The 21839-nt window shown below is 42.6% G+C and carries 21 protein-coding genes; 15 read left to right on the top strand and 6 right to left on the bottom strand.

Annotated features, from left to right (window positions below):
* Positions 1-74: 74 nt before the first annotated feature.
* Entirely contained in the window at positions 75-1421 is a 1347-nt protein-coding gene (gene cpcD/petH / locus IQ276_RS22295; RefSeq protein ID WP_193922372.1) for a bifunctional rod-capping linker CpcD/ferredoxin--NADP reductase PetH, read from the bottom strand.
* Between the two features lie 588 nt (positions 1422-2009).
* On the opposite strand from cpcD/petH, the gene IQ276_RS22290 reads away from it, so the two are divergent.
* The 3 genes from IQ276_RS22290 to metK all read left to right on the top strand — a co-directional run bounded on the left by IQ276_RS22290 (position 2010) and on the right by metK (position 5350).
* Positions 2010-2207 carry a hypothetical protein gene (locus IQ276_RS22290; RefSeq protein WP_193922365.1) on the top strand — a complete coding sequence of 66 codons (198 nt, stop codon included), beginning with the start codon at positions 2010-2012 and terminating at the stop codon, positions 2205-2207.
* 600 nt (positions 2208-2807) lie between these two features.
* The gene (locus IQ276_RS22285) at positions 2808-3812 is read left to right on the top strand and encodes a phosphoribulokinase (protein ID WP_190876061.1); all 1005 of its coding nucleotides are present in this window, start codon (positions 2808-2810) and stop codon (positions 3810-3812) included.
* A 266-nt stretch (positions 3813-4078) separates the two neighbouring features.
* Positions 4079-5350 (top strand): methionine adenosyltransferase, encoded by a 1272-nt coding sequence (gene metK, locus IQ276_RS22280; protein ID WP_193919883.1) that lies wholly within the window; start codon positions 4079-4081, stop codon positions 5348-5350.
* A 66-nt stretch (positions 5351-5416) separates the two neighbouring features.
* On the opposite strand, the gene IQ276_RS22275 is transcribed toward metK, so the two are convergent.
* The 3 genes from IQ276_RS22275 to IQ276_RS22265 all read right to left on the bottom strand — a co-directional run bounded on the left by IQ276_RS22275 (position 5417) and on the right by IQ276_RS22265 (position 7707).
* Positions 5417-5551, bottom strand: coding sequence for a hypothetical protein (locus IQ276_RS22275; RefSeq protein ID WP_235115876.1), 135 nt, complete (start codon positions 5549-5551; stop codon positions 5417-5419).
* A 378-nt stretch (positions 5552-5929) separates the two neighbouring features.
* On the bottom strand, positions 5930-6385 hold the full coding sequence (locus IQ276_RS22270) for a pentapeptide repeat-containing protein (RefSeq protein WP_073639529.1): 456 nt from the start codon (positions 6383-6385) through the stop codon (positions 5930-5932).
* Positions 6386-6843: 458 nt separating this feature from the next.
* Positions 6844-7707, bottom strand: coding sequence for an alpha/beta fold hydrolase (locus IQ276_RS22265; protein ID WP_193919885.1), 864 nt, complete (start codon positions 7705-7707; stop codon positions 6844-6846).
* 195 nt (positions 7708-7902) lie between these two features.
* Here IQ276_RS22265 and IQ276_RS22260 point away from each other — a divergent pair, with 195 nt between their 5' ends.
* The 5 genes from IQ276_RS22260 to IQ276_RS22240 all read left to right on the top strand — a co-directional run bounded on the left by IQ276_RS22260 (position 7903) and on the right by IQ276_RS22240 (position 11845).
* Positions 7903-8718, top strand: a complete 816-nt coding sequence (locus tag IQ276_RS22260) for a DUF1206 domain-containing protein (RefSeq protein ID WP_073639527.1) — start codon at positions 7903-7905, stop codon at positions 8716-8718.
* A gap of 33 nt (positions 8719-8751) precedes the next feature.
* Positions 8752-9903, top strand: coding sequence for a glycoside hydrolase family 10-like protein (locus IQ276_RS22255; protein ID WP_193919887.1), 1152 nt, complete (start codon positions 8752-8754; stop codon positions 9901-9903).
* Positions 9904-10062: 159 nt separating this feature from the next.
* Positions 10063-10554, top strand: coding sequence for a GNAT family N-acetyltransferase (locus tag IQ276_RS22250; protein WP_193919889.1), 492 nt, complete (start codon positions 10063-10065; stop codon positions 10552-10554).
* 72 nt (positions 10555-10626) lie between these two features.
* Complete coding sequence (locus tag IQ276_RS22245; RefSeq protein ID WP_193919891.1) at positions 10627-11304, top strand: ComF family protein; 678 nt, start codon at positions 10627-10629, stop codon at positions 11302-11304.
* 85 nt (positions 11305-11389) lie between these two features.
* Positions 11390-11845, top strand: a complete 456-nt coding sequence (locus IQ276_RS22240; RefSeq protein WP_190876067.1) for a PPC domain-containing protein — start codon at positions 11390-11392, stop codon at positions 11843-11845.
* Between the two features lie 408 nt (positions 11846-12253).
* On the opposite strand, the gene cobS is transcribed toward IQ276_RS22240, so the two are convergent.
* Positions 12254-13027, bottom strand: a complete 774-nt coding sequence (cobS, locus tag IQ276_RS22235) for an adenosylcobinamide-GDP ribazoletransferase (protein WP_235115875.1) — start codon at positions 13025-13027, stop codon at positions 12254-12256.
* 787 nt (positions 13028-13814) lie between these two features.
* On the opposite strand from cobS, the gene IQ276_RS22230 reads away from it, so the two are divergent.
* From IQ276_RS22230 to psbM, 5 genes are all read left to right on the top strand, one after another.
* Positions 13815-14267 (top strand): hypothetical protein, encoded by a 453-nt coding sequence (locus IQ276_RS22230; RefSeq protein ID WP_193916754.1) that lies wholly within the window; start codon positions 13815-13817, stop codon positions 14265-14267.
* A 128-nt stretch (positions 14268-14395) separates the two neighbouring features.
* Entirely contained in the window at positions 14396-15547 is a 1152-nt protein-coding gene (tgt, locus tag IQ276_RS22225) for a tRNA guanosine(34) transglycosylase Tgt (RefSeq protein WP_193916752.1), read from the top strand.
* Positions 15548-15642: 95 nt separating this feature from the next.
* On the top strand, positions 15643-15780 hold the full coding sequence (locus IQ276_RS22220) for a photosystem II reaction center protein K (protein ID WP_006195022.1): 138 nt from the start codon (positions 15643-15645) through the stop codon (positions 15778-15780).
* 187 nt (positions 15781-15967) lie between these two features.
* Positions 15968-16264 (top strand): 2Fe-2S iron-sulfur cluster-binding protein, encoded by a 297-nt coding sequence (locus tag IQ276_RS22215; RefSeq protein WP_190876072.1) that lies wholly within the window; start codon positions 15968-15970, stop codon positions 16262-16264.
* A gap of 117 nt (positions 16265-16381) precedes the next feature.
* On the top strand, positions 16382-16498 hold the full coding sequence (gene psbM / locus IQ276_RS22210) for a photosystem II reaction center protein PsbM (RefSeq protein WP_073639518.1): 117 nt from the start codon (positions 16382-16384) through the stop codon (positions 16496-16498).
* Between the two features lie 279 nt (positions 16499-16777).
* Here psbM and IQ276_RS22205 read toward each other — a convergent pair whose 3' ends face one another.
* The gene (locus IQ276_RS22205; RefSeq protein ID WP_193916750.1) at positions 16778-17629 is read right to left on the bottom strand and encodes a universal stress protein; all 852 of its coding nucleotides are present in this window, start codon (positions 17627-17629) and stop codon (positions 16778-16780) included.
* A 548-nt stretch (positions 17630-18177) separates the two neighbouring features.
* On the opposite strand from IQ276_RS22205, the gene gatB reads away from it, so the two are divergent.
* Complete coding sequence (gatB, locus tag IQ276_RS22200) at positions 18178-19653, top strand: Asp-tRNA(Asn)/Glu-tRNA(Gln) amidotransferase subunit GatB (RefSeq protein ID WP_193916748.1); 1476 nt, start codon at positions 18178-18180, stop codon at positions 19651-19653.
* 553 nt (positions 19654-20206) lie between these two features.
* Positions 20207-21448, top strand: coding sequence for a bifunctional ornithine acetyltransferase/N-acetylglutamate synthase (gene argJ / locus IQ276_RS22195; RefSeq protein ID WP_190876075.1), 1242 nt, complete (start codon positions 20207-20209; stop codon positions 21446-21448).
* Positions 21449-21839 lie beyond the last annotated feature (391 nt).

The following is a 21839-nucleotide window of genomic DNA, read 5'->3' as shown; positions in this document are numbered from 1 at the left end:
GCCCACCCTACTCATTCATAACTCAGAAAGGGCTAAACGCCCCGCTACCGCTAACAGCACTTGGAATTTAGCACTTAGTAGGTTTCTACGTGCCAGCGACCGGCTTTCTTGAGTTGCTTCTGGTAATCACTCCAGGTGACACCTTCCTTAGCAGCAGCAGCAGTTAAGGCTGCATCGATACCTTCTTCCATACCTCGCAAACCGCAGATGTAGGTGTGGGTTTTTTCATTTTTAATCAACTGCCACAGTTCATCAGCATGTTCAGCTACGCGGTCTTGGATATACATTCTACCGCCTTGGGGATTTTTCTGTTCGCGGCTGATGGCAGCAGTTAGGCGGAAGTTATCAGGATATTTTTGTTGAATTTCTTCCAGTTCTTCCTTATATAACAGGTTTGGAGTTGTAGGTACGCCAAATATTAGCCAGGAAAATCCCTTAAATTGGTATTCTGGGTTAGCTGCTCTTTCAGCATCTTTAAACTGACGCCACAGGTAAGCCCGCATTGGTGCAATACCTGTTCCGGTTGCCATCATGATCACATTGGCTTCAGGATCTTCGGGTAACAACATTTCCTTACCCACTGGCCCTGTAATTTTCACTTCTTCCCCAGGTTTGAGGAAACACAAGTGTGTAGAGCAAACACCGTAGACTGTTTCGCCAGTTTCTGGGTGTTTGTACTCCAACTGGCGGACACACAGTGATACTGTTTTATCATCCACATCATCGCCATGACGAGTTGAGGCAATGGAATACAGTCTGAGTTTTTCGGGCTTGCCGTTCTTGTCCAATCCTGGTGGAATAATGCCGATACTTTGACCTTCTATGTACTTCAAATTACTGCCAGACAGGTCAAACTTAATGTGCTGAACAATACCAATTCCGCCTTCTTTGACTAATGGCTCATTAGATATTACCTTGCCAATAAACGGAGCATTGGGACGGTAAGTGTTAACAGGAACGTCACCGTGGTCTTTTTTGGCTTTCGCTTGAGTCATGGTGTTGCCTTTCTTGTCCTTGTTCTTGAGCTGTTCTTCAGCTGGTGGTTTAGCGAAGCCTTTGACTTCACTCTTAGTATTCACAGGTGTGGCTTTACCATTTCCTTCAGTGTTAGCAGTTTCCCCAGATTTAGCTAACTCACTCTCTTCGCTGTTAGCATTCCCAAGTGAGGCTTTACCATTAACTTGCCCTGAAGCAGTTACCGGCTGGATGCTAACAATTGTCCCGCCTAGACGAGTGATACGTCGCATTTCTTGATTCATGCGGTTGTAAGGCACTCTGATGAACACACTGCCACTTTTACGAATTGGGTAGTTCGTTTGATCAGTTTCTTCGCTCTGACGCAGGCCTACCACTTCGTAGAGGAAGACGCGGCTACCTAATTCTGTGTTGGCAGCACCCTCAACAGCACCTTGATTGTACATTCGTTCTACCACTCCGATATTTACTTAACCGTTTTTCAAAAAAAAACTGTTCCCATGCCATGTCAGCTTTAGTTTACCGGATTTTCGTTTCATAAAACTGACACTCTGGAAAAACGGCATCATTAATTGATGCCTTGCTAAGTACACTCACCGAAGACATGCAGGCATAGTAAAAAACACACCTGTTCACCTTCTAAGGTAAAGGATAAGTCTTTTGGAGAATGTTAATAATGAATCAATTTAATCTTTTCTTCGTTAACTACCACCGATACTTTTTCGCTAAATTTTGTCTACAAATACATAATGCTGTACAAAACAGCACAAACGTATCAATTGATGCACCTGAAAGCATGTTATGCTTGGTTTTACTTGGCGAAATTTACTACTATCCCAAAATATTCTTAGCTATTTTATTACTTGGTCATGTCTAACTACATGACTAGTACAACTCGAGCTAGGAATATAACGACACAGAGAACTGTGATTTAAGCTAACTATAATCAGTTTCACTTGATGTGAAAAATCTGTCAACCTCCATCAGTCGCTTGTTACTACAGTTTGTAATTTGACTTCCAGGCGTAAACCTGAATGGAATTACTGCTAATCCCTCTATTTCCTGAGCAAAAGCATCTGCTTACTGCATCCTTGGTAATTCCTTCGCCATCAACAAATTTACTTGCTGTTTTACCTATCCTTGAGTTTTGGAGATGTTTAATACAAGAAGCTTGTAGTATGGGGATTTTCACCCATTGGTTAAAGGCGATCGGGTTTTGGATATCTGGTTAAATTTTACTATTTTTGTCAACGGAATCGTTGAATGTTTACAACACTGGCTCTCGTATTTGAGCATATCCATAAATTTACACCCAAGAATTTTACTAAGGCAAGTTAGGGAGTCATTCGTTGGATAGATTTTGGTCTTAAATATTTTGAGCCTTGAGGGGCAATAAAATTTAGGAATGTCAAAAAGTTTGCTAGAGAAATGAATTATACCATTACAACTCCATAGTATAGAGTCATAACCAGCAGACAACAGAACTGTGGAACACTTACGGGTATTGTCGATCCCTCTTGGGAAATTAACAACTGAATCATCAAAATGATTAGTGAACCAGACTAATTCTTCTTGACATCAAATCTTGTATGGGATACCCCCTTCTGTTAAAATCAAATATACCACTAGGATTAAATACTTACCGGCACTTAAGATTCAGGCTAATCCGACGAGTAGCAACTTATGAGTTTTGAGTTTGTTGTTTACTTGTTGATGTCTTATAGCAGTGCTGGGTAGCAAGAACGCAGGACAAACCAAAGGGGTAAACTCCTGGCTTCAAAATCTGCTGTGTGAAAAATTATTGACACAACTTTAGTATTTAGAGGAGATTTATGACAAGTAAGCCGGAACGCGTGGTACTGATTGGAGTAGCCGGAGACTCTGGTTGCGGTAAATCTACGTTTTTGCGTCGTTTGATAGATTTATTTGGTGAAGATTTAATGACAGTCATCTGCTTGGATGACTATCACTCCCTCGATCGCAAACAGCGCAAAGAAACAGGGATAACTGCACTAGACCCCAGGGCGAACAATTTTGACCTGATGTATGAGCAAATTAAAGCACTCAAAAATGGTCAAGCGATTGATAAGCCGATTTATAACCACGAAACCGGCTTGATCGATCCGCCAGAGCGGGTGGAGCCAAATCATATTATAGTGGTTGAAGGGCTGCATCCTTTATATGATGAACGGGTGCGATCGCTAATTGACTTCAGCGTTTATTTCGACATTAGTGATGAAGTCAAAATTGCCTGGAAAATCCAGCGAGATATGGCTGAACGCGGTCATCGTTACGAAGATGTTTTAGCACAAATCAATTCCCGTAAACCTGACTTTGAAAAGTTTATTGAACCACAAAGAGAATTTGCTGACGTAGTTCTTCAGGTATTACCCACAAACTTGATCAAAAACGACACTGAGCGTCGAGTCTTACGGGTACGTATGCTCCAGCGGGAAGGTAAGGAAGGCTTTGAGCCAACCTACCTATTTGATGAAGGGTCAACAATTAATTGGACTCCCTGTGGACGCAAATTGACCTGTTCCTACCCTGGTATGCAACTGTACTACGGTTCAGATGTTTACTACGGTCGCTATGTCTCAGTACTAGAGGTAGATGGTCAATTTGACAACTTGGAAGAAGTAATTTACATCGAAACCCATCTCAGCAATACATCCACTAAATATCAGGGTGAATTGACTCACTTATTACTCCAGCACCGCGAGTATCCTGGTTCCAATAATGGTACTGGTTTCTTCCAAGTGCTTACTGGTTTGAAAATGCGTGCTGCCTATGAGCGCTTGACAGCTACGGAAGCAAAGTTAGCAGTTCAGGTTTAAAGCAGCAGTGTTTGTGTCAAAGCTTGCAGGGGCACTTTTCGGAGTGCCCCGCTTTTTTTGTATTGTTAAAAACATTTTTGGCAGAAAATAATTCGTGCAAATTCTATTTTCTTTACAGATTCTTAACTGTAGTTAGTAGTTTTGATCAATCTTCACAAGAGACTAACGACTTAAGTATAAATATTGTTATGATTTCATAAATTAGGTAGCTCAACTAAATACCCACATTTAGTCAGCGAAAATACACAAAGAAGGAGGAACTACCTTTGTCTCGTCGATATTTATTTACCTCCGAGTCAGTCACTGAAGGTCATCCAGATAAAATCTGCGATCAGATTTCTGATACCATTCTTGATGCCCTACTGACACAAGACCCCAGTAGCCGTGTTGCCGCTGAAGTAGTAGTTAATACTGGTTTAGTGCTAATCACAGGCGAAATCACCACCAAAGCCAATGTGAATTTCGTCAATCTCGCCCGCAAGAAAATTGCCGAAATCGGCTATACCAATGCTGATAACGGCTTTTCTGCCAACAGCACCAGCGTTCTGCTAGCTTTAGACGAACAATCACCTGATATTGCCCAAGGCGTCAACACCGCCCAAGAAACCCGCCAGCAAGATAGTGATGAACAATTCGACAAAATTGGCGCTGGCGATCAAGGTATAATGTTTGGCTTTGCCAGCAACGAAACACCAGAATTGATGCCCTTGCCCATCAGTCTGGCTCACCGTATTGCTCGCCGATTGGCAGCAGTTCGCAAAACAGGTGAATTGCCATACCTACGTCCTGACGGCAAAACCCAAGTAACTGTAGTTTACGAAGATGGACGTGCTGTAGGCATTGATACTATCTTGATTTCCACCCAACATACAGCCAGTATTGGGGAAATCACAGATGACGCGGCGGTACAAGCCAAAATTAAACAAGACCTGTGGTCAGCTGTAGTTGAACCTGTTTTTGGCGACATCGACATTAAGCCAAATGAGGAAACACGCTTTTTAGTCAATCCCACTGGCAAATTTGTTGTTGGTGGTCCTCAAGGAGACTCTGGTCTGACAGGACGGAAAATAATCGTTGATACCTACGGTGGATATTCACGACATGGTGGCGGTGCTTTTTCGGGCAAAGACCCCACCAAGGTAGACCGTTCTGCGGCTTATGCGGCTCGCTATGTAGCGAAGAATATTGTCGCTGCCGGGTTGGCAGAAAAAGTTGAAATCCAACTTTCTTATGCTATCGGTGTAGCGCGGCCAACCAGCATCCTAGTGGATACCTTTGGCACTGGCAAAGTGGATGAAGAAACCTTGCTGGAATTAATTAAGCAGCACTTTGAACTGCGCCCAGCGGGGATTATCCATACTTTCAAACTACGTAACTTACCAAGTGAACGAGGCGGACGTTTTTATCAGGACGTCGCGGCTTACGGTCACTTTGGGCGGAGTGATTTAGACTTGCCTTGGGAACAGACTGATAAAGCCGAATTGTTGAAGCAAGCAGCAAATGAGTTACTTTCGGCAGCAGCTCAAGCATTAACTTAAACTTGTACGTTACTAGAAAAAATTAGCTTGTTTATCTGAGGGTATTGTCAATTTGTGACAATACCCTTATTTATAGCTTTGATCGTGAACTTTCCAACTGCTTTCTGACTCCACCAAGGCGCGATCGCCAAAATAATCACCCTCAGCTAGGATATCCAACAGAGCCTGCTCGTCATACTTACCAACACCAATCTTGTTCACCTTGCCATCTGCGATCAAAAAAAGCTGATTGGCTGGCTGACCTGACTGGACTATTAAAGAAAAAAAGCAATACCTAGACTAAAGCAATTAAGTCAACAGTTGAGTAATTATTTGAAGAATAATAAGACAGTTAAGCAGATTAGTGAAAACATTTAAGACAGTTATTAAACAATAATTACTAATTGTAAATCTTTTGCTAATAAAAAAATCCCTCTGCCCTTATCATGTTGAAGTAATTACAAGGCAGAAGGTTTTATTTATCTTAATATTTTTGTAGGGGCAGGTCTAGGGAAAATGCTTGCAAACAGCTAGTTTCTTTGATTAAAAATCTGCAAAAACTTTTGTTGTGTTTATTTGAACCTGCCTACTTAGTTGAACCTATTTCCAATCGGGAATCTCGGCATCTTCTCCACCAATACCGATTCCAGTGTTAAATATTTCGGCATCAGTGAGATTGAGATCGTTCATTGATGCTTTATACACATTAGAATCGTGAATCGTCGCGCGAGTAAAATTTACGCGATCGAGATTGGCTTGCTTCATATTCACATTGGTGACATATGCTGATGTTAAGTTAGCACCCGCCAAGTTAGCACCAGTTAAGTCTGCACCTTCTAGGTTAGCCTCTACAAGGTTGGCTCCTTGGAGTTTAGCTCCTCTTAAGTCAGCACCAATTAAATGAGCGCCACTAAGGTTGGCTCCCGATAGATCACACTGGATACATTCCCCAGTAGAAAGCAGCTTTTGTAAGTCCTGCGGATTCTCAGCTCTAACCGAGCTAATGAAAAATAGGGGAGTTGCTAAGGCTGTGGCCGCTAATAGCTGGAGTTTCATAATTTTCCCCCTTGATTATCAAGTTGCGTCCGTTCTTTACCTCACAGTTCTATTATCTCACCAAACTTCTTCAGGTTACAGATTGACCTAACAAGTTTGTTGTGATATCGAAGCAAGGATGATAGAAACACAACAAATGCAATTTATTCTAATTTTTGGCTATTTTACGCGAATAAACTCTGAAAATCCACTGCTGTTAAATTAGTGTTAAATCTTTTGAAAAGCTTATGCCAACCGTCTGAGTTTTGCTGGATTAATAAGTATTTATACTTGAAAAATTAACGCTTTAGTTTAGTTAGGTATTACCCATTTAAGTTGCAGCTTAACTCGTGAGGTTACCCTTTGTCATTAGTCGTTGGTCATCGGTCATTTGCAAACGACCAATGACCAATGACTAATGACGCTTTTGAAGACAAAATGTAACATCTAGGCAGCTTAGCTTAACAAATACTGTTAGCCTAACTCCTGAGAAATTCTGCCATATACTGATTAACTAACTCTGGCTGTTCTTGTTGCACCCAATGGCCACAATTGGGAATGTACTTGATTTGAAAGTCTTTGACATAGGCTGCGGTGTCGTAGGTTAGTTCCTTGCCGAGTGCAGTGTCATTTTCCCCCCAAATCATCAGCGTTGGCACTTCCAGAATTCCCCAATTTGGATTTAGGATTCTCTGCCCAAAAATGTTGCGGTAATAGTTCAACATTCCTGTGAGGGCACCGCGTTTTGCAGCAGCATCTTTATACGCATTAATATCTGCTTGTGTGAAAGCGCTCTTATTAATTGCTGTGCCTTGAAAAGCTGTTTCAATTGCTTGGTAATCTGAAGATTGCAAAAGTAATTCTGGTATCCACGGGAGTTGAAAAATAAAGATGTAATAACTACGTAGCAATTGTTGGGGAGTGCGTAAGCCTTGGGCAAATTTAGCAGGATGAGGCAAGTTAAGGATAATTAATCGCTCGATCGCTTCGGGATGAGCATAGGCAAAACTCCAAGCGATCGCTCCTCCCCAATCATGTCCAACTAAAACACATTTTTCATATCCTAATCCTTTAATTACTCCCTCAACATCTTTGATAAATTCATCCATGACATAAGCTGATTGTTCTGTCGGCTTATCACTATCGTTGTAACCACGCAAGTCAATAGCGACGACTTTAAAATCTTGGGCAAATTCTGGTATTTGATGCCGCCAAGAGTACCAAAATTCAGGAAAACCATGCAACATCAACATCAAGGGACCTTCACCTTGGGTGACGTAATGTAGTTTCACGCCATTGGTAGTTATATATTCGTGTTTCCAAGAAGATTCTATTACAGACATAACTAATACAATTTCAACCTTATAAAGTACTAAATAATAATACTACCTTTAATATTATTTTGAGTAGCTTAACATCTATTGAAAGACAGTAGATAATAGCAATTCTTAGGAAACCTCTTAGAGAATTTATCTTGAGGTAGATGTCAATTGTGGCTATATATTGCTAAGACATAGACATAATTATTTTGAACTAATATGACACAACAATTAATACACCATCGCTCATCCTGGGTTGAGCGACTGGCACGATTTGGCTACGTTTCTAAGGGAGTAGTTTACGGTATCGTTGGACTGCTGGCAACACAGGCGGCTTTTGGCACGGGTGGTAAAACAACTGATACCCAAGGCGCTCTCGAAACAATTGTCAATCAGTCATTTGGTAAGTTTTTACTAATTTTGATTGCAATTGGCTTGATTGGATATGTAATTTGGCGTTTTGTACAAGCAATTAAAGACCCAGAAAATAAAGGTAACGACGCCAAAGGTTTAGCAATACGAATTGGTTATGCAATTAATGGCGTAATTTATGCAGGTTTAGCCTTAAGTGCTGTACAAATCGTTATGGGTAAAGACAGCGGCAAAAATAGTAATTCTACCGAAGATTGGACGGCACGTTTGCTTTCTCAACCCTTTGGTCAATGGTTAGTTGGAACTGTGGGAGTCTTGATAATTGCTCTAGGCTTCTATCAGTTTTATCAAGCTTTTAGTGGCAAATTTCGTAAAGAACTCAATTTAACTGAGTTAAGCAACACAGAAGCCAAATGGGTTATCAGGATTTCTAGATTTGGTTTAGCGGCACGAGGTATAGTATTTTGTATTATCGGCTGGTTTCTTATCGAAGCTGCAAGGCAGTCCAACGCCTCAGCCGCAGGAGGTTTGGATGAAGCATTGCAGACGCTAGCGCAACAGCCTAACGGAGCATGGCTCTTGGGTATTGTGGCGCTAGGTTTGGTTGCCTATGGGATTTATACAATAATACAGGCGCGGTATCGTCGGCTAGTCAATGTTTAGAGGGTGCAGCGCAGAAAATTTTAGTTTCTGAAAATGGCAATGATAGAAACGCGTGGTATCTGGCTGACTACTACTGATAGTAAAGTTCTCAGGTCAAAGGAACGCATTGCCGAGGCGATGGATTTTCTTGCTGAGACGGGATTTAATGTCGTGTTTCCCGTTGTTTGGAATCAGGCTGTAACTTTGTATCCGAGTCAGACAATGCTACAGAATTTTGGGGTTGAAATTGACCCTATGTCTGTAGGACGCGACCCTTTAGAAGAAGTGGTGGTAGAGGCGCGGCGAGTTGGCTTGAAAGTTATTCCTTGGTTTGAATATGGTTTTGCCAGTTCTTACAATTTAAATGGCGGTATACTTTTACAGAAAAAACCCCAATGGGCTGGGCGCGATCGCAATGGTAATTTACTCAATAAAAACGGCTTTGAGTGGTTAAATGCCCTCGACACCCAAGTGCAGGAATTCTTATTGAATTTAGTGTTAGAAGTTGTAAAAAATTATGATGTTGATGGTATTCAAGGGGACGATCGCTTGCCAGCATTCCCCTGTGAAGGTGGCTACGATCAACTAACTTTAACACGCTATCGGCAGGAATTTAATCGCAACCCACCACAAAATCCCAAGGATAGGCAATGGCTACAGTGGCGTGCAGATATTCTCACCGATTTCTGGGCGCATCTTTATCAGCAAGTCAAAGCAGTGAATCCTAATTTATTAGTAGCGATCGCACCTAATATTCATGATTGGGCTTTTCAGGAATATCTGCAAGATTCACCCACATGGCTGAAGCGGGGAATAGTCGATATAATTCACCCCCAGATTTATCGCCGTGACTTTAGGAGTTATCAGGCGATCGCTGATAAACTGGTAACTCAACAATTCACTGATACAACCTTGTCGAAGTTAGCGCCAGGAATTCTGATGAAGCTTGGCAGTTATTGTATTAGTCCAGAATATTTGGTGCAGGCAATTGAATACAATCGCCAAGTTGGCATTCAAGGTGAGGTATTCTTTTTTTATGAAGGGTTGCGAGAAAATAATCATGCCCTAGCGAAAGTTTTGCGAAATGGGGCTTATGCTAAATCTGCATCGTTTCCTACTTTGTCAGATTTGAGTCGGGGTGGTGGGAGTAATAAAAAGTCAGCTGCAATTTGGCAAGGGGTAGCGAGGTTTTTGAGAAATCTTTAGCATTTATCGATGAAAGTTATCAAGCACAAGCGCTCCAGATGCACAGAAGTGAGATAGTTAGAAGCGCTAGAACTAAAATCTGCAAGAATTGCTATTTGCTGAGTAAATTGGGATATAGAGCCAGAAAAAACTTCTGTGTAAACTTGACCAGCAAATGGTATGAAAAAATATTATCAAGACTTTTTAATTCGTGATTGGGTGCAAAGCGATCGCACCAGAGCTGCCCAAGTGATCAATTATGTATTATCAGAATACGGTTTGGGTTGGGAACCAAACGGTGCAGATCGAGACGTGCTGCAAGTAGAGGAATTTTATTTAGCTACTGGGGGAGAGTTTTGGGTAATTGAACACCAAAGCCAGTTAGTAGGTACTGGGGCATACTACCCCATCAAACGTGGTAAAAAAGCTGTAGAAATCCGCAAAATGTATCTTTTACCGAGCATTAGGGGTTTAGGATTGGGGAAATATTTGTTACAACAGCTAGAAGTAGCGATCGCCGAACGTGGTTTTGAGCAAATTTGGATTGAAACTGCCAGCGTTTTGGTAGAAGCAGTCAAGCTGTATGAAAGCAACGGCTACAAAGCAGCAACGGGAGTTGAAACAACAAGGTGCGATCGTGTCTATCTTAAGTCATTGCTTAATGGTCATTAGTCATGGGGCATTGGGCATGGGGCATTGTTAACTAACAAAAGACAAATGACAAGGGACAAAGGACAATTCTAAATGCACACTTGGACTAAAAATTTCACAAGCTTACTTAATCTTTTTCTCCAATCCCATTGCCCACTGTGCCAACGCTCGACTTCCCAAGAAATCTGTCATAACTGCACTAAACAACTGCAAAAATGTCAACGTCAAGACCGAATTTCTTTGTGGCAAGAACAACTACCAGTGTTTGTCTGGGGTCAGTATGGGGGTCCAGTCAAAAGGGCGATGGCGGCGTTGAAATACGAAAATCAGCCCCAAATAGCTCGTCCTTTGGGTCAATGGTTAGGAGAATCTTGGTTGTTAAATTCACCCCGACGAGATAGCCAGACTGTGGTAGTTCCCATCCCACTCCACGCTAGCAAGCAAAGGCAACGAAAATACAATCAAGCTGCACTAATAGGACAAAGCTTCTGCGAAATAACTGGATTAAAATTGAAACTAAATGGATTAACAAGAGTGCGACAAACTGAAGCACAATTTGGTTTATCTGTATCTGGGCGAGAACAAAACTTGTCCAAAGCTTTTGCTGTTGGGCAAGATTTTCGCCATAGCCCTCCAAATGTCCCAGTGCTGTTAGTGGACGACATTTATACTACTGGTGCTACTGCCAGATCTGCTGTGCAAACACTTCGTGAGTATGGAATTGTAGTCTTAGGACTAGTAGCAGTAGCCACTACCGTCAAAGACGGATAAATCCAGAATTAATGGGCAACGACAACACAAAAGTGTATGAGTTGACCAATTTACCCTATTTTTGTGGAAAAATTGCTTGAAATGTATGAATAAAGCTTTTGCGGCGGGTTTAAAACAATTGATCGTCGTTCCTGCCACGTTGCTGGCAATAGTTACAAGTACAAGTGCAGCTTTGGCTCAAAATAAGTTGTATAGTCCAATTCCTTTATCTAACAGTACTGAATTTTCTGATAGCCTTTCAGACAAAGACATTCCCACAGGTCAAGGTGGGTTTGCCCGTGATTACACAGTCAAGCTAGACAAGGGCGATAATTTAGCAGTTGACCTCTCGTCTGAAAGTTTTGACAGCATCATCACACTGCTAGCACCCGATGGTTCCACTTTAGCAGAAAATGATGACGGCCCTGATGGTAGTAGCAATTCTCTCCTATTTACTCGCATCGTAGAGACAGGGACTTATGTTATCCGCGTCCGGTCTTTTGGAGAAACTGGAGTTGGGGCTTTTAAACTCAAGGTGACAAAATTGCAACCGATTAAATGAAGTGGGGAGTGGGGAGTGGGGAGTGGGGAGTGGGGATTGGGCATTGGGAAGAAGCAGGGGGGCAGGCAGGGCTGATTCATTCCCCAAAGAGCTTTAAAAATCAAGGGTTCTAGCGATTAAAAATTAGTTATTTTGTTACTGGCGTGCCGATGAAACCAACTATTTTACTGATATTTCAGTGCTTAAATGTTCATCTCTTCGTCACGCTTACTTACAATTTTCTTGCTAACCATCTTGACAAATCCTGTTTGAAATGGAATGAAACAGCCCTGGGGGGGCAGGGGGGCAGGGGGCGGGGGGCAGAGGGGAAGATTTTCTCCCCTGCTCCCTGCTCCCCTGCCTCCCCATCTCCCTCATCTCCCTCATCTCCCTCATCTCCCCATCTCCCCACTCCCCACTCCCCACTCCCTAAAAAGCAGTCAATACACACAAAAATAAGGCTTCAGTCCACTCAACGACTGCGCCGTAGGTATCTCCCGTGTGTCCGCCTAATTTGTGGTTGAACCAGGCTGCTGTGAAAATGGCGATCGCACTTCCAGCAACTATCATTCCGATTGCCAAAAATAACTGCTGTTTATCTATCAGCCAGAGTAAACCACTCAAACCCAACAACAATAACAATCCCGGTAACAAATCCTTGTAAGAACGAATGGCTTGTTTGTGAAAAGCACCTTTGCCAGTTGGTTTGAGGTAAGGATATCGAGCGATCGCTACTTGCTGTCCCCAGCGTCCCCAACCACAAGCAGCCATCAACACCAGCCAACGGTTGTCTGGCATATCCGTTAAAGCTGTTATTTTTAATAGTACTAAGGCGATCGCTGCCATTGCCCCAAAGGCACCTGTGGCACTATCCGCCATTACTTCCAATCGCCGATCTGGATCACCCACTGCCAAGCCATCGGCAGTATCCATTGCCCCATCTAAATGCAGCCCTCCAGTTATCGCAATCCAAAGACTTACTACCAAAGCACTACGAGTTAGCACTGGTATACCAATATAATTCATCCCCGTGTCCAGTAACCCTAAAATTCCCCCAATTATCAACCCTACAGTCGAGACTAGACCTGCCACACCCCGAAAATCTAATCCATTCAAATACGGCAGTGGAATAACTGTGTAAAATATAATACTCGCCGCTAGGTTTAACAGCAGGTTTTTCCACCATTGTTGCTGTTTGATCATTTGAGTTAGATTGTTAATTGCTGGAAAATAATCTAAGTTTCAGTACAAATGACATCTTTCAACTTTAAAGCTTTAGATAAGATTTACTTCCATTAGAGATTATCCCAGAAAATTTTGTTATGCTGAGCTAAGTGGTAATCCCATTTACAACAGTGTTTTTTATACAATCTGTGCTGAGTAAAATTACAATTCCATCAAGGAGCAAAATTAGTGTTTTGTATTTGTTAACTAAAAACTGACTCCAGATTATGAACTGGGGCGCTAGGTAGAAAAATCCACATTTTGGGATTGGAGATGCAGCACTAACGCAGAATTTAAGAAAGCGTCAACATGCTAAGATGCCAATAGTGGAAAGGGGAGAGAACCACCTCTAGCTTAGGTGACGCAAGAAACCTAATCTAATTAAACCCGTTGCTCCAGCAAATCTCTCGAATTCAATTTGGGAAAGTGTCAAACAATTTTGGATTTTAGATTTGCGATTTTGGATTGACCCCGCGCCACTTGGGGTGCGGGGCGTTATGATTTGAAATTTTGGATTTTGGATTTGTTCCGCCCACGCTTAGGCGGGGCATGTAGCTTGCTTCTCCGTTCGCGTAGCGTTCCGCAGGAAAGGAGTACCGAAATAATCTAAAATCTAAAATCTAAAATCTAAAATCTAAAATTGGCACCCTCAATAGACGATCGCCCCAAAAAATTGATATTTTTTTAAATATAGGGAGTAAACAAGCTATTCAATCTGACTGTTTAGCTATGTTGTAACTCTCCGTAGCTCAATCGCTATTTCCCTATGAGTCACCATCTACCCGACGCCAGGATACCAGCTCCGTGCATTGTGAACGCGGGCATCATTGTGAACAAGCTCGACATGCGGCGATTGCTGACAGATTTAGGTCGAGTCCACTACATCTACACCCAAGAAGATAAGGTACTGAGCGAGGGTGAAGGGGATGTGATGGAAGTTTTTGCCAATCCACAAAGGTCTACCTTAGTGGCTAACCACGCGCTATATTTGAATCTTTGTAGTTTTGATTACTTAGAACTCAAACAGTCGTCACCAGAAGAAACCTACTTTGATTTGATGCAAGAAGGAGTGTGTCTACGATTGATCCCTCGGTCAACTCCTCTGCAAGAGCGACGTGAGCGAAGCTTCAATGTCAGCGCCATAGAAGCGATGATGGAGCAAGTACTCTCAGCTAGGTGGGATGCAGAAATTGATGATGATTGTTCTGATTGTTTCTAAATAGCAACTGTTATACAAATTTTATGTGAGGCTGCGCTTTATTGATGTAGGGGCAATTCATAAATTGCCCCTACATCATGTAGTTTTGCGTAAGTTATATAGGCGCATCTTCAAAAATTTAAAATGGTATGAGTGCCAATTTTTCATTTCAATGTCTTGCTTGCTGTAGTCAGACAAAAGCTAGAGCAGGAGTGTTTTTTACCCCTCACGGCCCTGTACAAACCCCCAGATTTATGCCAGTGGGGACGCTAGCCAATGTCAAAACCATCACCCCTTCTCAGCTACGGGATACTGGGGCACAAATGATTTTATCTAATACTTATCATCTTCACCTGCAACCAGGGGAAGCGATCGTCGCTGGTGGTGGTGGGTTGCATAAATTTATGGGTTGGAATGGGCCGATGCTCACAGATTCGGGTGGGTTTCAGGTCTTCAGTTTAAGTGAGATGCGAAAAATTACTGAAGAAGGTGTAACTTTCCGCTCACCCCATGATGGACAAATTATTAACTTAACACCAGAACGCTCGATTGAGATTCAAAATACTCTAGGGGCAGATGTAATCATGGCATTTGATGAATGTCCGCCCTACCCAGCTACTCGCGAAGAGGTAGAAACTGCCACTCAGCGGACTTACCGCTGGTTAGAACGCTGCATAACAGCTCATCAACGCAGTGAGCAAGCGTTATTTGGGATTGTGCAGGGAGGCGTGTATTTAGATTTGCGTTGCCGTGCGGCTGAAGCTTTGGCTAAGTTGGATTTGCCGGGATATGCCATTGGTGGCGTCAGTGTAGGAGAACCGCCAGAATTGATGGCTGAAATTGTAAAAGTCACAGCACCACTTCTACCCCCCGAAAAGCCGCGTTACTTGATGGGTGTGGGTACTTATCGAGAAATGGCGATCGCCATCGCTTCTGGTGTAGATTTATTTGATTGCGTAATTCCCACACGCTGGGCTAGACATGGGACGGCAATAGTCCAAGGCGATCGCTGGAATTTGAAAAATGCTAAGTTTCGTGAAGATTTTGCGCCCATAGATGAAACTTGTCCCTGTTACACTTGTCAAAATTTCAGCCGTGCTTACGTATCTCATTTAGTGCGATCGCAAGAAATTTTAGCTTACACCTTGTTGAGCATTCACAACATTACTGAACTAATTCGCTTTACCCAAAAGATTAGAGAAGCAATATTAAGCGATCGCTTTACCACAGAATTTGGTCATTGGCTTGAAGAAGTGGGGAGTGGGGAGATGGGGAGATGGGAAGATAAGGGGGATAACTAATGACAAATGACAAATGACCAATGACCAATGACCAAACCATGTTAAGATATTTCTCAATTATTAACGCTGTGTTGGATAGGTGGATTTAAACAAACATGGAAGCAGCACTTTTATTAGCAAAACTGCCTGAAGCTTACCAAATCTTTGATCCCTTAGTGGATGTTCTCCCAGTTATCCCCGTATTCTTCTTGTTGCTTGCTTTCGTTTGGCAAGCAGCTGTGGGGTTTAGGTAAGTTAATTTATCTTTCAATTGTTTATTAGGACAGGTACTATGCCTGTCCTATTTTTGTGGCGTTATATTCGTTAAATTAACATTTATTAATATTTTGTAATGAATTATGATAATAAGTAAGATATGAATCAAGCCATGTCAATATGAAGCCTTGAAAGCAAAGCTTACAGTCAAGGAGGAATCTAGCTATGGGTAATATCAAATTCGTTAAAGAAAATAAAGAAGTAGTGGCGGCGGATGGTGCAAATCTCCGACTCAAAGCGATGCAAAATAACATTGATATATATACGTTGATTGGCAAGATGACAAATTGCGGTGGCTACGGTCAGTGTGGCACTTGCATTGTCGAGATAGTGGAAGGACAACAGAATCTTTCCCCCCGTACTGACGTAGAGAACCGGAAATTAAAGAAAAAACCCGACAATTACCGTCTTGCTTGTCAAACTTTAGTGAATGGCCCTGTCAGTGTGGTCACAAAGCCTTAAGTTTTTTGGAATTATGCGTCGCTAGCATTTAAGTAAGTAAAAAATTTGAGCCAACTCTGTCATCGATGATGATATCCTAATGGTGTTGATTGGAAATTTAAGAGAGGCTTTTTTGCCATGCAAGTTAACGACCTGGGGTTCGTAGCGAGCATTTTGTTCGTACTTGTGCCCTCTGTGTTTTTACTAATTCTGTACATCCAAACTGCTAGCCGCGAAGGTGGAAAAGATACTTAAGGGTTTGTGTATAAAATAAAATCCCTGCATTAATCATGTAGGGGTTTTTATTTACAGCAGAATTCAGGAGCGGAGCCGGAGACGCTCCGCCGACCGTCAGAATGGGCTACGCCCCGCTGCGCTAACAGAATTAGAATAGCTCTATACCTCACTTTAATACCTAGATGCTGTACTTCACGCTTCTTGAAATCTGCTGTATCAACGTGCCCAGTAGTAAAGGCAAAATCTGACTTGTTTGCTATGTGAGTACGATAATTCTGATACTCAGCACTTTTTAACTTAATCGATAGTTCGCGCTAATAACACTGGACAGGTGGCGTTGACTCGCACATAATCAGACAAAGAAGCGCCAATGAGTCGGTCGATATCAACAAAACTCTTAGCGATCGATGGACGACGATCTGGAGAACCGAGCAATAATAAGTCTACATTCAACTCCTCTGCTAATCGACAAATTTCTTCACCAGGTTTGCCACTGCTGATATAACAACGAGATTTGATGCCGAATTTTTCAGCTTCTGCAACGGCGGCTGCCAAAACTGGATTTTTGTCGGAAGTAACCTGAGTTATTTCTGATTTTTTACCGCCTAAATCTGTGGTAATATTTGCCAAAATCAACTCACCACCCTGAATATCTCGCAGCAAAAATAGTGCCAATTTCAAGCAATTTTTTGCTGCATCAGAATTGTCTATTGCCACCATAATGCGCTTAATTCTTTTGACATAAATGTCATCTTTGACCAGCAACATGGGGCGAGAAGATAGCTGAAAAACGTACTGACTGACCGAGTTGGATAAAATGGATTGTAGCCGCTTGAGTCCCCGTGAACCCATGATAATTAAATCAGCGTCGATTTCATCAGCTACTTGACAAACTACATCCTTGGGGTCACCTTGGCGCAAAATTGAAGAAACCTGGCTAGGATCGAGGTTTAAAGTTTGAATGGCATTAGCCAAAAGTTTACCACCATCTTCCCATTTAGATGTCATGGTAGCAGCAGTACTTTGGGCCTGAACAACATGCAAAACTGTAACTTTTGCAGATTGAATTGAGGGGATTTCTTTGAGGGTTTTGAGCATTTCTTCCGCATGTCCCAATCCCGATATAGCCAGCAAAATTTTTTGTATCATCTTACGTGATTGTTGTTAAGTTGACTTTTGTTTTCGTTGTGATTATTTGCTTAAGGTCGGATTTTCACCGCCTTGTTTGACAATCTAGTTAGCAAGTTTGGACAAATAAATTTTGTTTTTGGTTTTAATATTCAAACAAACACTTAATTTTATTTGCACCTACTTACTTAATTTTTCAACTAGACTTCAATCATTAAGCATACTCTCAATTTAGCTTGATAAATTTAATAAATTATGATGTTAGTTATTATTTTTAATCTATATTAACTTTTTTTAATTAGAAAGTAGTTAAGTATTGCAAAGAAATGCAAAATCAATCCTTGAGGAACATTTATATAGTAGAAATATATGATATTGAACTGTTACGTTTTGTCTTTTACAAATAACAAATGACCAATGACTAATAACAAATGACCAATGACTAATGACAGACACCTTACTCAGTTTTTTCAAGTCAGGATAATTCACTAATTAACCGTCTTCAGGGCAACTCCAGAGGCAGCTACAATAGTACTCTAAGGAAGAATTATGCCCAAATTAGTGATATTATGACCTCTGCTACAACTGTAAAAACTGAGTACGAAGCGATTATTGGTCTAGAAACCCATTGTCAACTCAGTACTAATACCAAGATTTTCTCCAGTAGCTCTACAGCATTCGGTGGTGACCCCAATACTAATATTGACCCAGTTTGTATGGGTTTACCTGGGGTCTTACCTGTACTAAATCAAAAAGTATTAGAATACGCCGTCAAAGCTGGTTTGGCACTGAATTGTCAAATCGCTAGATATAGCAAATTCGACCGTAAACAGTATTTTTATCCGGATTTACCGAAAAATTACCAAATTTCTCAATATGACTTACCGATCGCTGAACATGGTTGGTTAGAAATTGAGTTGGTAGACGCTGAGGGAAAACCCACCCGCAAACGCATTGGCATCACGCGTCTGCACATGGAAGAAGATGCAGGAAAATTGGTACACGCAGGCAGCGATCGCCTTTCGGGTTCTACCTATTCCTTGGTAGACTACAATCGCGCAGGTGTACCGTTAGTAGAAATTGTCTCGGAACCAGACTTGCGTTCTGGACTCGAAGCTGCTGAATATGCCCAAGAGTTGCGCCGGATTGTCCGCTATCTCGGTGTCAGCGACGGGAACATGCAAGAAGGATCTTTACGTTGCGATGTCAACATTTCCGTGCGTCCATTGGGACAAGAGAAGTTTGGCACCAAAGTAGAAATTAAAAACATGAACTCCTTCAGCGCCATCCAACGGGCGATTGACTACGAAATTGAGCGCCAAATCGCAGCTATTGAAGCAGGCGATCGCATTATTCAAGAAACTCGTCTGTGGGAAGAAGGCGCTCAACGTACAATTAGTATGCGGGTGAAGGAAGGTTCCAGCGATTACCGCTATTTCCCCGAACCAGATTTAGCGCCAATTGAGGTGACAGACAAAGAGTTAGAAAAATGGCGTAGCGAACTACCAGAACTACCAGCCCAAAAACGCCATCATTACGAAAATGAATTGGGGCTTTCGGCTTATGATGCGCGAGTCTTGACAGAAGATCGTCCTGTATCCCAATATTTTGAAGCGGCGATCGCATCTGGTGCAAATCCCAAAGCTGCTGCAAACTGGATTACTCAAGATATCGCAGGATACCTCAATAAGCAAAAACTCAGTATCACTGCGATCGCCCTAACTCCCAGCAATTTAGCTGATATTATCACCCGAATTGAAACGGGCAAAATTAGCAACGCCCAAGCCAAAGAAAAGCTGCCAGACTTACTCAGTGGTATTTCTCCGGAAAAAGCTTTTGCTGGTCAAGAACTAATCACCGATCCTACCGTACTCGAACCCATCGTTGATGAAGTCATAGCCGCCAATCCCAAAGAACTAGAAAAGTATCGCAACGGTAACACCAACCTCAAAGGCTTCTTCGTTGGACAGGTTTTGAAAAAGACAGCCAAACGTGCCGATCCCAAGCTGACTAACGAATTGGTTGAGAAAAAGCTCAACGCCTAGAGTGGGGAGTGGGGGTGGGGAGATGGGGGAGTGTGGGGAGTGTGGGGAGTGTGGGGAGAAAGAGAATTTATGCTTCTCTCTCCTCCCACACCTCCAATGCCCCATGCCCCATGCCCCATGCCCCATGCCCGCATCTCAGTATTTTCCCGGTGTCTCTTCACGGAATCTTCATAATAAAACTGGTGACAACCCTCATACCAAAAATGGTATGCTCTGGTAAGTAGATGCACCCTGATGATCTGGAGAGCGACTTAAGTAGCTCTCCTTTTTCGCATTTGTCTTTAGTCATAAGAAAGGTAAAAATAATTATGCTAACGGCCAAGTGGTGCATTATTATTTATTGCCATCAGCAAATAAACTCACAATCAAAGCAACTAGGGAGTGGGGAGTGGGGAGTGGGGAGTGGGGAGAAGCTCTTACGCGGGGACGCGGGGATGAGGAGACGTAAAGGTAAGGAGAATAACTCTTAATTCCTAACTCTTAACTCAGCACTCATCACGGGCTAAACGCCCCGCTACCGCTAACAGCACTCATGACGTTGTAAGGAATAATCATGGCAGATTGGCAAAAAATAACAGGTGGCATCACAGCACCAAGGGGATATCAGGCGGCGGGAATTACCGCAGGACTGAAGCCTTCGGGGTTGCCGGATTTAGCTTTGATATTTTCAGATGTGGAAGCGATCGCAGCGGGTGTATTCACCACTAGCCAGGTGAAAGCTGCTTGTGTAGACTATTGTCGCCAACGCTTGCAAGCTAAACATAGCGCTCGTGCTATTCTCTGCAACGCTGGACAAGCAAACGCCGCTACAGGAAATCAAGGCTGGATTGACGCCCTAGAATCGGGAATGGCAATAGCTCAAGCACTGAATATTCCGTCTGAATCTGTGTTATTGGCGTCTACTGGCGTGATTGGTCAAAGAATTAAGATGGATGCTTTGCGAAGCGGGATTCCAAAGCTAGTAGCAGCACTATCAGAAACAGGCTCAGATGCCGCCGCCGGTGCGATTATCACCACAGATTTGGTACCAAAATCCATTGCCTTAGAGACAACTATAGGCGATCGCCCCGTGCGGATTGGTGGTATTGCCAAAGGTTCCGGCATGATTCACCCCAACATGGCAACCATGCTGGCCTTTGTGACCTGTGATGCTGCGGTTTCACCAGCCCTTTGGCAGCAGATGTTAGCCAGGGCAGCTGATAGAAGTTTTAATTCCATTACCGTGGATGGTGACACCAGCACTAACGACAGCTTAATCGCCCTAGCAAACGGTCAATCTCGCACCCCAGCAATTACAGAATTGGGTGCAGAATCAGAGAGATTAGAAGCGATGTTAACAGCAGTTTGCCAGCATTTAGCCAAAGCGATCGCTCGTGATGGTGAAGGTGCAACCTGCCTTATAGAAGTGGAAGTGACTGGCGCCCATGATGAACTCTCAGCCAGACAAATAGCCAAAACCATCGCTGGTTCATCCTTAGTTAAATCTGCAATCTTTGGACGTGACCCCAACTGGGGACGTATCGCCGCCGCCGCTGGACGCGCAGGTGTACTTTTTGAGCAAGAAAACCTGCAAATTAAGCTAGGGAATTTCTTAATGTTAGAAAACGGGCAACCATTACCATTCGACCGTGCAGCAGCCAGCACCTATTTGAAGCAAGCTGCGGTAGGTGCTTATCTCCAAGAGGATACAGTGTTAATTTCCGTTAGCGTTGGCAATGGTCATGGTACAGGTAAAGCTTGGGGTTGTGATTTGAGTTATGACTACGTGAGGATTAACGCAGAATACACTACTTGAAGAATACAGAATTCTGAATTCTGTATTCAGAATTGAGTCACCAGCGTTGAGCTGAAGTTCAAGGCTAATAGATGTAGATGTAGTGGCGTGGCAAGACTAAAATGTTGCAATAAATTTGTAGGTTGGGTTGAGGAACGAAACCCAACACCGAGATCCACGTTGGGTAACGCGAAAGCTCAACCCAACCTACTAATGCACTATTTTAGCCTTGCCACGCCACTACATTTACTGGCTCCCCAACCTACGCAGTATGATTATTAACCTTGGTATCGAAGTATTCTGAATACTGAATTCTATCTTCTTATTTTGTATTCTAAATCATTCAGTTTTTTTACTATGATTACGATTGATTTCGCTTATGATTTACTTTTTTGTAAATCATAATCTCAAG

The organism is Desmonostoc muscorum LEGE 12446 (assembly GCF_015207005.2).
Lineage (GTDB): Bacteria > Cyanobacteriota > Cyanobacteriia > Cyanobacteriales > Nostocaceae > Nostoc > Nostoc muscorum.
This window is presented reverse-complemented; position numbering and strand designations above follow the sequence as displayed.

What these genes read in the sequence shown, in the direction of transcription:
- IQ276_RS22230 (WP_193916754.1), top strand. Translation starts at nt 13,815, where the DNA reads ATGAGTCACCATCTACCCGACGCCAGGATACCAGCTCCGTGCATTGTG.
- IQ276_RS22290 (WP_193922365.1), top strand. Translation starts at nt 2,010, where the DNA reads ATGGAATTACTGCTAATCCCTCTATTTCCTGAGCAAAAGCATCTGCTT.
- IQ276_RS22285 (WP_190876061.1), top strand. Translation starts at nt 2,808, where the DNA reads ATGACAAGTAAGCCGGAACGCGTGGTACTGATTGGAGTAGCCGGAGAC.
- cpcD/petH (WP_193922372.1), bottom strand. Translation starts at nt 1,421, where the DNA reads ATGTACAATCAAGGTGCTGTTGAGGGTGCTGCCAACACAGAATTAGGT.
- IQ276_RS22270 (WP_073639529.1), bottom strand. Translation starts at nt 6,385, where the DNA reads ATGAAACTCCAGCTATTAGCGGCCACAGCCTTAGCAACTCCCCTATTT.
- IQ276_RS22205 (WP_193916750.1), bottom strand. Translation starts at nt 17,629, where the DNA reads ATGATACAAAAAATTTTGCTGGCTATATCGGGATTGGGACATGCGGAA.
- tgt (WP_193916752.1), top strand. Translation starts at nt 14,396, where the DNA reads ATGAGTGCCAATTTTTCATTTCAATGTCTTGCTTGCTGTAGTCAGACA.
- IQ276_RS22260 (WP_073639527.1), top strand. Translation starts at nt 7,903, where the DNA reads ATGACACAACAATTAATACACCATCGCTCATCCTGGGTTGAGCGACTG.
- IQ276_RS22215 (WP_190876072.1), top strand. Translation starts at nt 15,968, where the DNA reads ATGGGTAATATCAAATTCGTTAAAGAAAATAAAGAAGTAGTGGCGGCG.
- IQ276_RS22220 (WP_006195022.1), top strand. Translation starts at nt 15,643, where the DNA reads ATGGAAGCAGCACTTTTATTAGCAAAACTGCCTGAAGCTTACCAAATC.
- IQ276_RS22255 (WP_193919887.1), top strand. Translation starts at nt 8,752, where the DNA reads ATGGCAATGATAGAAACGCGTGGTATCTGGCTGACTACTACTGATAGT.
- IQ276_RS22240 (WP_190876067.1), top strand. Translation starts at nt 11,390, where the DNA reads ATGAATAAAGCTTTTGCGGCGGGTTTAAAACAATTGATCGTCGTTCCT.
- IQ276_RS22250 (WP_193919889.1), top strand. Translation starts at nt 10,063, where the DNA reads ATGAAAAAATATTATCAAGACTTTTTAATTCGTGATTGGGTGCAAAGC.
- argJ (WP_190876075.1), top strand. Translation starts at nt 20,207, where the DNA reads ATGGCAGATTGGCAAAAAATAACAGGTGGCATCACAGCACCAAGGGGA.
- IQ276_RS22245 (WP_193919891.1), top strand. Translation starts at nt 10,627, where the DNA reads ATGCACACTTGGACTAAAAATTTCACAAGCTTACTTAATCTTTTTCTC.
- cobS (WP_235115875.1), bottom strand. Translation starts at nt 13,027, where the DNA reads ATGATCAAACAGCAACAATGGTGGAAAAACCTGCTGTTAAACCTAGCG.
- IQ276_RS22265 (WP_193919885.1), bottom strand. Translation starts at nt 7,707, where the DNA reads ATGTCTGTAATAGAATCTTCTTGGAAACACGAATATATAACTACCAAT.
- psbM (WP_073639518.1), top strand. Translation starts at nt 16,382, where the DNA reads ATGCAAGTTAACGACCTGGGGTTCGTAGCGAGCATTTTGTTCGTACTT.
- gatB (WP_193916748.1), top strand. Translation starts at nt 18,178, where the DNA reads ATGACCTCTGCTACAACTGTAAAAACTGAGTACGAAGCGATTATTGGT.